Source organism: Streptomyces sp. NPDC000594 (assembly GCF_040299965.1).
Classification (GTDB): domain Bacteria; phylum Actinomycetota; class Actinomycetes; order Streptomycetales; family Streptomycetaceae; genus Streptomyces.
This window is the reverse complement of sequence record NZ_JBEPCY010000052.1, coordinates 26,431-33,659: the sequence shown is the minus strand read 5'-3', so window position 1 is coordinate 33,659 and position 7,229 is coordinate 26,431. Positions and strand designations below refer to the sequence as shown.

At 70.6% G+C, this 7,229-nt stretch carries 4 protein-coding genes; all 4 read right to left on the bottom strand.

Features of this window, described 5'->3' with window-relative positions; genetic code table 11:
* Nucleotides 1–85 precede the first annotated feature (85 nt).
* The gene (locus ABT354_RS36250; RefSeq protein WP_351501949.1) at nt 86–2,473 is read right to left on the bottom strand and encodes a galactose oxidase early set domain-containing protein; all 2,388 of its coding nucleotides are present in this window, start codon (nt 2,471–2,473) and stop codon (nt 86–88) included.
* Between the two features lie 152 nt (nt 2,474–2,625).
* Nucleotides 2,626–3,900 carry a glycosyltransferase gene (locus ABT354_RS36245; RefSeq protein ID WP_351501947.1) on the bottom strand — a complete coding sequence of 425 codons (1,275 nt, stop codon included), beginning with the start codon at nt 3,898–3,900 and terminating at the stop codon, nt 2,626–2,628.
* Entirely contained in the window at nt 3,897–5,738 is a 1,842-nt protein-coding gene (locus ABT354_RS36240) for an ArnT family glycosyltransferase (protein WP_351501945.1), read from the bottom strand. The genes ABT354_RS36245 and ABT354_RS36240 overlap by 4 nt, the downstream gene beginning before the upstream one ends.
* Entirely contained in the window at nt 5,735–6,997 is a 1,263-nt protein-coding gene (locus ABT354_RS36235; protein ID WP_351501943.1) for a glycosyltransferase, read from the bottom strand. Before ABT354_RS36235 ends, ABT354_RS36240 begins: the two co-directional genes overlap by 4 nt.
* Nucleotides 6,998–7,229 lie beyond the last annotated feature (232 nt).

Below are 7,229 nucleotides of genomic sequence, written 5' to 3'. Positions count from 1 at the left end.
GGCCCGGACACGGACTCCGTGTCCGGGCCGCCGACGCTCCCGTCCCCGTATCCACCAGGGGTCTCCCGTATCCACGAGGGACGGCCTAGCGGCGGAGGTCCCCCCGGCCGCAGGCGATGCCGTCCCGGTCGCGGTCGAGCCGCAGCGGATCCCGGCCGCCGTTCACCTTCAGCCGGGCGAAGTCGCGGTCGGCGAGCCAGGCACAGCGCGCCCCGATGGTCGGCGCGACCTTCTTCGGGAAGGTGGTGGGCACACAGACGCCCGCCTTCCCGTAGGCGCGCTCACAGCCGCTGATCGTCGGGCTCACCGGAGCCGACTCCCGCTTCCTCAGCTTCTTCCTCGCCGGCTTCTCCAGGTCGCCCGCGAAGTCGTGGACATGGGCCGACGGAGCGTGCGCCCCGTGCTTGGCCGCCGTCGCGGACCGGGGACCCAGATGCACCCACCGCGCCACCGAGGGCACGCCGTTGGCGTCGACCGCGAAGAGCATGTACCAGCCGGGCGGAGCGAGATTGGGGTTGCTGGTGACATTGAGGTCGATGGTGTTGCCATGGACCGTCAGCGGCAGATCGACGAAACGCTGGTTGGGGTCGGAGGAGTGGGTGACCGCCGCCGGGCGGATCAGCTCGGCCTTGGCGATCGGCCGGTTGACCCTGATCCGCTGGGTGTCACCGTAGTTCCAGCGGTTGTCCGGTACGGAGGTGATCGCCGGCCGCGGCCCCTTCAGCAGATACGGCGGGGTGTAGACGGAGACATTGTGGTTGTAGGTGTTGTTGCCGGGGTTGTCGCCCACGGACATCACCCGGCCGTCGGGCAGCAGGAAGGACGAGGAGTGGTAGCCGCGCGGGATCGGGTCCTTCGCCAGGTCCGGGGTGTAGGTGTTGGTCACCGGATCAAAGAACGACGCCTCGAAGACCGGATCGGCCCGGTCGTGGAGGGCGCCGCCGGTCTCGAAGACCTTGCCGTCGGGGAGCAGGACGGCCGAGACATACATCTTCCCCTCGGCACCGGTCTGCGGACGCCGGCCCTGCCCCTGGTCCACCTCGCCCTGCGGCAGCAGCGGGCCCGCCCGGTAGGCCGGGTCGGCCTCCTTCAGGTCGATGATGTCGGTCAGCCGGTTGGCGACCGGGTTGCTCTCGTTGTTGCCGCCGCCGATGGTGAGCACCCGCTGGTCCTGGGCGGGCGGCAGCAGCACGCTCGCCGACTGGTCGCGCTCGTCCTTGCGCTGGAGCCCCGGCACATCGGTGATGGTGTTCCGGTCGTAGTCGTAGATCGACGCGCCCGTACCGGGGGTGCCGTTGCCGAAGACATGGCTGCCCGAGTAGAAGAGCCGTCCGTCCTGCATCAGCACCATCGACGGGTACAGCCCCCAGAACGACCAGGTCTGGTTGACCTGACCGGTGGGCAGCCAGCGGTTCTGCGCGGCGGACCAGCGCTCGGCCGTCACACTGCCGCTGGAGTCCTCCTTCAGCCCGCCGAAGGAGATGACATCGCCGTTGCCGAGGGCGGTGGCGGAGGGATACCAGTGACCCTCGTTCAGATCATTGGTCCTGGTGTACGACTCGGTCGCCGGGTCGAAGAGGTACGAGTCCTTCAGCCCCTGGTAGCCGATCCGGCCGTCGGGCGTCGGATAGCCCTTGTTGCCGCTCATGATCAGGACCTTGCCGTCCTGGAGCTGGACATGGCCGGCGCAGAACATGTCCACCGGGGTCGGGATCGTCCGCCAGGTGCCCGTACGCGGGTTGTACAGGGCGGAGGTGAAGGTCCCCGCCGCGAACATCGACTCGTCGTTGCCCGAGCCCGCGATCATGAGCACCTTGCCGTTGTGCAGGACCACCGAGTGCATCGAGCGCACCGGGTTCCGCGTCGGCAGCACATCCCAGCGACCCTTGAGGCACTCCGTCGGAGTGCCGGTGCACTCCGGGTCGGGGGCCGGGACCTCCACCTCCTCCATGCCGTAGTCGTCGGTGGTGACCGAGCCCGTCCCGTACACCGAGACACCCCAGCTGATCCGGTCCGTGTTCGGCGGCACGGCGGGGGTGCGCACCTCGGCACGGGTGTACCCGGCGCTCGGCGGAAGGGTCCGCAGATCGGTCCAGTACCCCCAGGCGCCCGTGACACTGTCCCGCCGGAAGAGGGTGAGGGCGGCGTCGGCGGTGGTGCTCTTGTACCAGAGGGAGAGGTCGTACTGCTTCTCCGGGGAGACCACGGGCGCGCAGGCGGCGGTCTCCGCCATCAGGGCCTTGCGGTCCCCTTCGACCCGGCGGGTCAGGGAGACCTTCATCGCGGCGGAGCCGGAGCGGGCGTCCGCCACCGTCTCGAAGGTGAAGTCGTTGTCACCCCAGCCGGACTTCTTCCAGCACTCCGGCATGCTGTCGTTCGCGGTACCGCCCGCGATCTCGAACCCCGGGTTGCGGATCAGATTCGGCCCGGCGGACGCGGGGGCGGGAACGGTGACGAGCAGCGCCGCGGTCATGCCCGCGACGGCCAGCAGCGCGGTGGATCGGGACCGGCGAATGGCTGATGGCACGAGGTACTCCTTTCCATGCTCAGAACGGATGGGAACGCCATGCTCAAGACGGTGGGGAACGCCATGCTCAGGACGGACGGGAGCAGGGCCGGGGGGCCTCAGGGCACCCGGTGTTCCCCTGACCGGCGACCTCCCGGACGCGGCAGATAGACCAGCGCCTCCGTCGCCGCGAACCGCAGGACAAAGGTGAGCAGCAGCGCCAGCGCCGTCGCGGGCAGCACCGCCATGCCCAGGCTCTTCACGAACAGGGCGATCAGCGGGATGCGCAGGACCAGATCGGCGTTGGCGAGCAGGGTGAACCGTCCCACCCGGTCCGCCCAGTGGCGGTGGCCCCGGCGGTCACGGAAGATCAGCACCTCGATCAGCAGGAAGTTCCACACCACGCCGAACTGGTTGGCCACGATCTCGGCGGACAGATAGTGCATGCCCCAGGAGGTCAGCCCGTACAGCACCAGGAGGTTCGGCAGAAAGCCGGTGAGGCCGATCAGCCCGAAGGCCACCATCCGGGCGGGCGCCGAGGCGGTGCGCAGCTCCGTGAGGTGCCGCAGAAACCGCATCCCCTCCTGGGCGGTGGACTTGGACTCCCCGGCGAACCGCTCCTGGAAGACGAACGGCACCTCGGTCACCCCGCGCGGACGGCAGCGCACCGCCAGCTCCAGCAGGATCTTGTAGCCGAGCGGTTTGAGCGCGTCCGCGGACATCGCCCCGGCCAGCGCGCTGCGGCGGATGGCGAAGAAGCCGCTCATCGGGTCGCTGATGCCGCGCAGCCCCCGGGGGAAGAGCGACTTGGTCAGCCAGGTCGCCGTACGGGAGACCGCGATCCGGTAGCCGCCCGCGAGCCCCGCCCGGGAGCCGCCGCTGATGTAGCGGCTGGCGACGACGAGGTCGACACCCTCCCGTTCGCCCGCGGCCACCAGCTCGGGGACGAGCGCGGGCGGATGCTGGAGGTCGGCGTCCATGACGACGATCCACTCCGAACCCGCCGCGCGCAGCCCCTCGACCACCGCTCCGCCGAGGCCCCCGGTGGGGGTGGAGCGGTGGATCACCGTCACCGGGAAGGGGCAGTCCCGGGCCGCGTCCCGGATCACCTCGGGGGTGTGGTCCGTGGAGTCGTCCACGAAGACCACCTCGCAGGGGAGGTGCGAGGGCACCGACCGGGTGAGCCGGAGCAGCAGTTCGCGGATGTTCCCGGCCTCGTTGAAGGTGGGGATGACGACGGTGACCGCGCCCGGCTCGACGAGCCGCGCGGCGCGGAGCGGTGCGGCATCGGGTGCGGAGCCGTCCCCGTCGGGTGCGGGGCCGTCCGCCGGCTCCGGACCGCCGACCTCGCCGACCCCGCCCACCTCGTCGGCGTCGGTACGGGGAGTGGTCATCGCTCGCCTCCGAGGGGGGAATCCGCGATCCGGCGGATCTCGATCCGGTCCTCGCCCGTACCGAAGACGGCGACCGGGCGGGAGTGTTCCAGGGCCGACCGGACCGTGGGCAGATCGACGGCGTCCCTGCGGACGGTGGGGGAGGAGACGACATAGTCGATGTCCCGCCACCCCCGGGGCAGGGTGGTGGTGACCGCCGGGTCGAGGTCCGCCTTGTAGAACCAGATCGCCCCGGTGCCGGGGGTGAACCCGTCGTGCACCAGGTCGAGCCAGAGCGCGTCGTCCACCAGGACCCGGGTGGCGGCGGGGTCGGCCACCTCGCGCCCCAGCCAGGCGGCGGCGGCGCGATAGGGCGCGTTGGCGTCGACGGTGAGGGCGTCGCGGTTGCCGTCGATCCAGCGGGGGACGAGCAGGGCGACGGAGGCCACGGCGAGGACGGTCACCACGGCGCGGCGCGGGGCGAGCAGCGCGCGCGGACCCCTCGGGCGGGGGGCGGCCCCTCCCGGTCCGCCGCCGCGGCCCGCCGGACCGGCCGGATCGGCGGACCCCGCCGGCCCCGGCCCATCGGCCGGTGACGGGTCCTCCGCGCCGGTCGGGAGCCGGCGGTGCAGCACGGCATGGGCCACGCTCGCCGCCGCGCCCGCCAGCACCAGCGCCAGGAAGGGCAGGGCCTGGATGACATACATGGCGGGCAGATAGCCCGACGGCCGCATCGCCACCACCGTCAGGATCGCCACCGCCAGCGCCGGTCCGGCCAGTGCGCGCGCCGTCACCGACCAGCGCAGCACACACAGCAGGAGCAGCCCTCCGGCGACCCCGCCCACCGGCAGTACCCGGTCGTAGTACAGCCACGACTCCAGGACGGCGTGCGAGCCCGACCCCGGGTCCAGGATGAAGCCGGAGCCCGCCCGGCCCATCTGGTAGACGATCCCGTCGATCAGGGAGACATGTCCGGGCCCCGGGAACAGCTCGTTGTTGAGCAGGGCGTACAGCGGATACGAGAGCCCGGTCAGCACACAGGCGGTGATGGCGCCGGTGACCGCGAACTTGCGGGTGTCGCGGTGGCTGTGGGTCCACATGGTCCACAGCAGCGCCGGGAGGACCACCAGCATGGTCTCCTTGGTGAGCACCGCGACGGCGCTCGCCAGCCCGGCGGCGAAGTGGTGCCACAGATGCCGGTCGGGCGAGGCCGCCAGACAGAACGCCAGCAGGATCCACATCACCGCGAGGTTGTCGAGGAAGATCTCGCGCTGGAGGACGACGGAGAGCGGGGAGAGCCCGAAGAGCACCATCGCCAGCGCGGCGGACCAGCGGGGCAGGAAGAGCCGCCGGGCCAGCACATAGAGCAGGACCGCGCTGACCGCGCTCACCAGCAGCATGGCGAGGCGCATGGTGGCCACGGTCATCGACTCGGGGGCCAGCAGGGAGGGCAGATAGGTGAGTCCGGCTATCTGGATCCAGCCCAGCGGCGGATGGTCGTACCAGTAGGTGTAGTGGGCGAGCCCCCTGCCCTCCTGCACCGCCCACGCCTGGGCGAGATAGGTGCCCTCGTCGTCGCTGAGGGTCGGGAAGCCGGTGATGTTCCAGCCCTGGACGACCAGGATCAGCACCAGCAGGCCGAGGCAGAGCAGCAGATCGGGGCGGGAGCCGCGGAAGCGGACGACGGGCCGGGGCAGCACCCGTATGCGGACCCCGTCGGGTATCTCCCCGGCCTCCGGTCCGCGGGTCCCGGCCGTCGGCGGGGGAGTGGCGGGCGGCCGTTCGGGAATGACCGGGGCGAGGTGCGGCGCGGTCCGCTCCGGGGTGGTATCCCCGGGGGTGGGCAGGGTGGTCGTCATCGGTGGGCCTCCTCGCGGGTCTCGGCGAGATGCGCGCCGACATGGCTGGTCAGCTCCCACTCGTCGCGCCCCCGCTGCTCGCGCCAGACCGCGCGGACGGCGGCGCCGGCGAGGAGCACCTGGTAGAAGGGGCCGCCGACAACGAGCTTGAGGTAGTGGACGAACCGCACCCGCAGCCCGTACTGCTTGCCGAAGTCATGCAGTCCGACGATCTCGAAGACAAAGGTGACCATGGCCGTGATCAGGGGCAGGAAGGTCACGATGGCGACACCCACGGGGACGTCGAGGAAGAGCGCGACGGCGACATTGACCGGGATGACGACCCCGGAGAACGCCTGGAGGAACGGCGTCATCAGGGTGTAGCGGGCGAGCAGCCGCTGGCGCAGGCTGGGCAGTCCGCGCCAGTCCTTCTTCCGGTAGACCTGGAGGAACCCCTGGTTCCAGCGGGTCCGCTGCTTGAGCAGACTCATCAGGCTGTCGGGGGTCTCCTCGCGGGTGACCATGTCGCTGTCGTAGGCGACGACGACCTTCTTGCCCGCGGAGGAGAGCCGCACCCCGAGGTCGCAGTCCTCGGCCAGGCAGTCGGGGTCCCAGCCGCCCGCTTCCCGGAGCACCCCGGTGCGGACGAAGACGGTGTTCCCGCCGAGCGGGATGAACCCTTTCTGCGCGTGCAGATGGAGCCTGCTGCGGAACCAGAAGAAGTACTCCAGGCAGTTGCGGAGGCTGTACCAGCTGGAGTGGAAATTGATCAACTGGACGCCGCCCTGCACCACATCGGCGCCGGTGCTGGTGAAGGCGTGGTCCACATGGCTGAGCAGCTCGGGGTGGACCTGGTCCTCGGCGTCGAAGACCCCGACGACATCGCCGCGGCAGTACGGCAGCGCGGTGTTGAGGGCCTTGGGTTTGTTCTTCCGCTCATGGGTGTCGGTGATGACCCGCACCCGCAGGGGATCCCTCAGGGCGGCCCGCTCGGCCACCGCGGCGGTCTCCGGGTCGTCGTGCCCGATGATGACGATGATCTCGAAGCGGGAGTGGGTGGATTCCAGTAACCGCTCGATGGTGTGCTCCAGCACGGCCTGTTCATGCCGGGCGGGCAGCAACAGCGAGAAGGAGAGCCCGACATCGTCGCCGGGCCGGTCGAAGCTGGTCGAGGCCAGCGTCTCGGGCGTACGCCAGGCATGCATCTGCCACCAGAGCGTGAACGCCGCCATCCAGAACAGGGCCACCGAAATGGCCACAACGAACAACGACAACAGCAAACCGAACCCCCCTTGGAACCCCCCTCGCACACGGTGCTTCGGGGCCTCGGGGGCCGGCGGTGCACGTGTGCGCGCAGCCGAGTGGTCTCGTCCGGCACACACTCCCCTGTGCGTGCTCCGGCTGCTCCTTGCGAAGGGGACCCTATCCGCGGAACGCCCATTCGCGAAACACTGCCGCATTGCCTCCTCTTGGCGCGCCCTTGACCGTGGGCCCTCCCGGCCCGTACCCGAC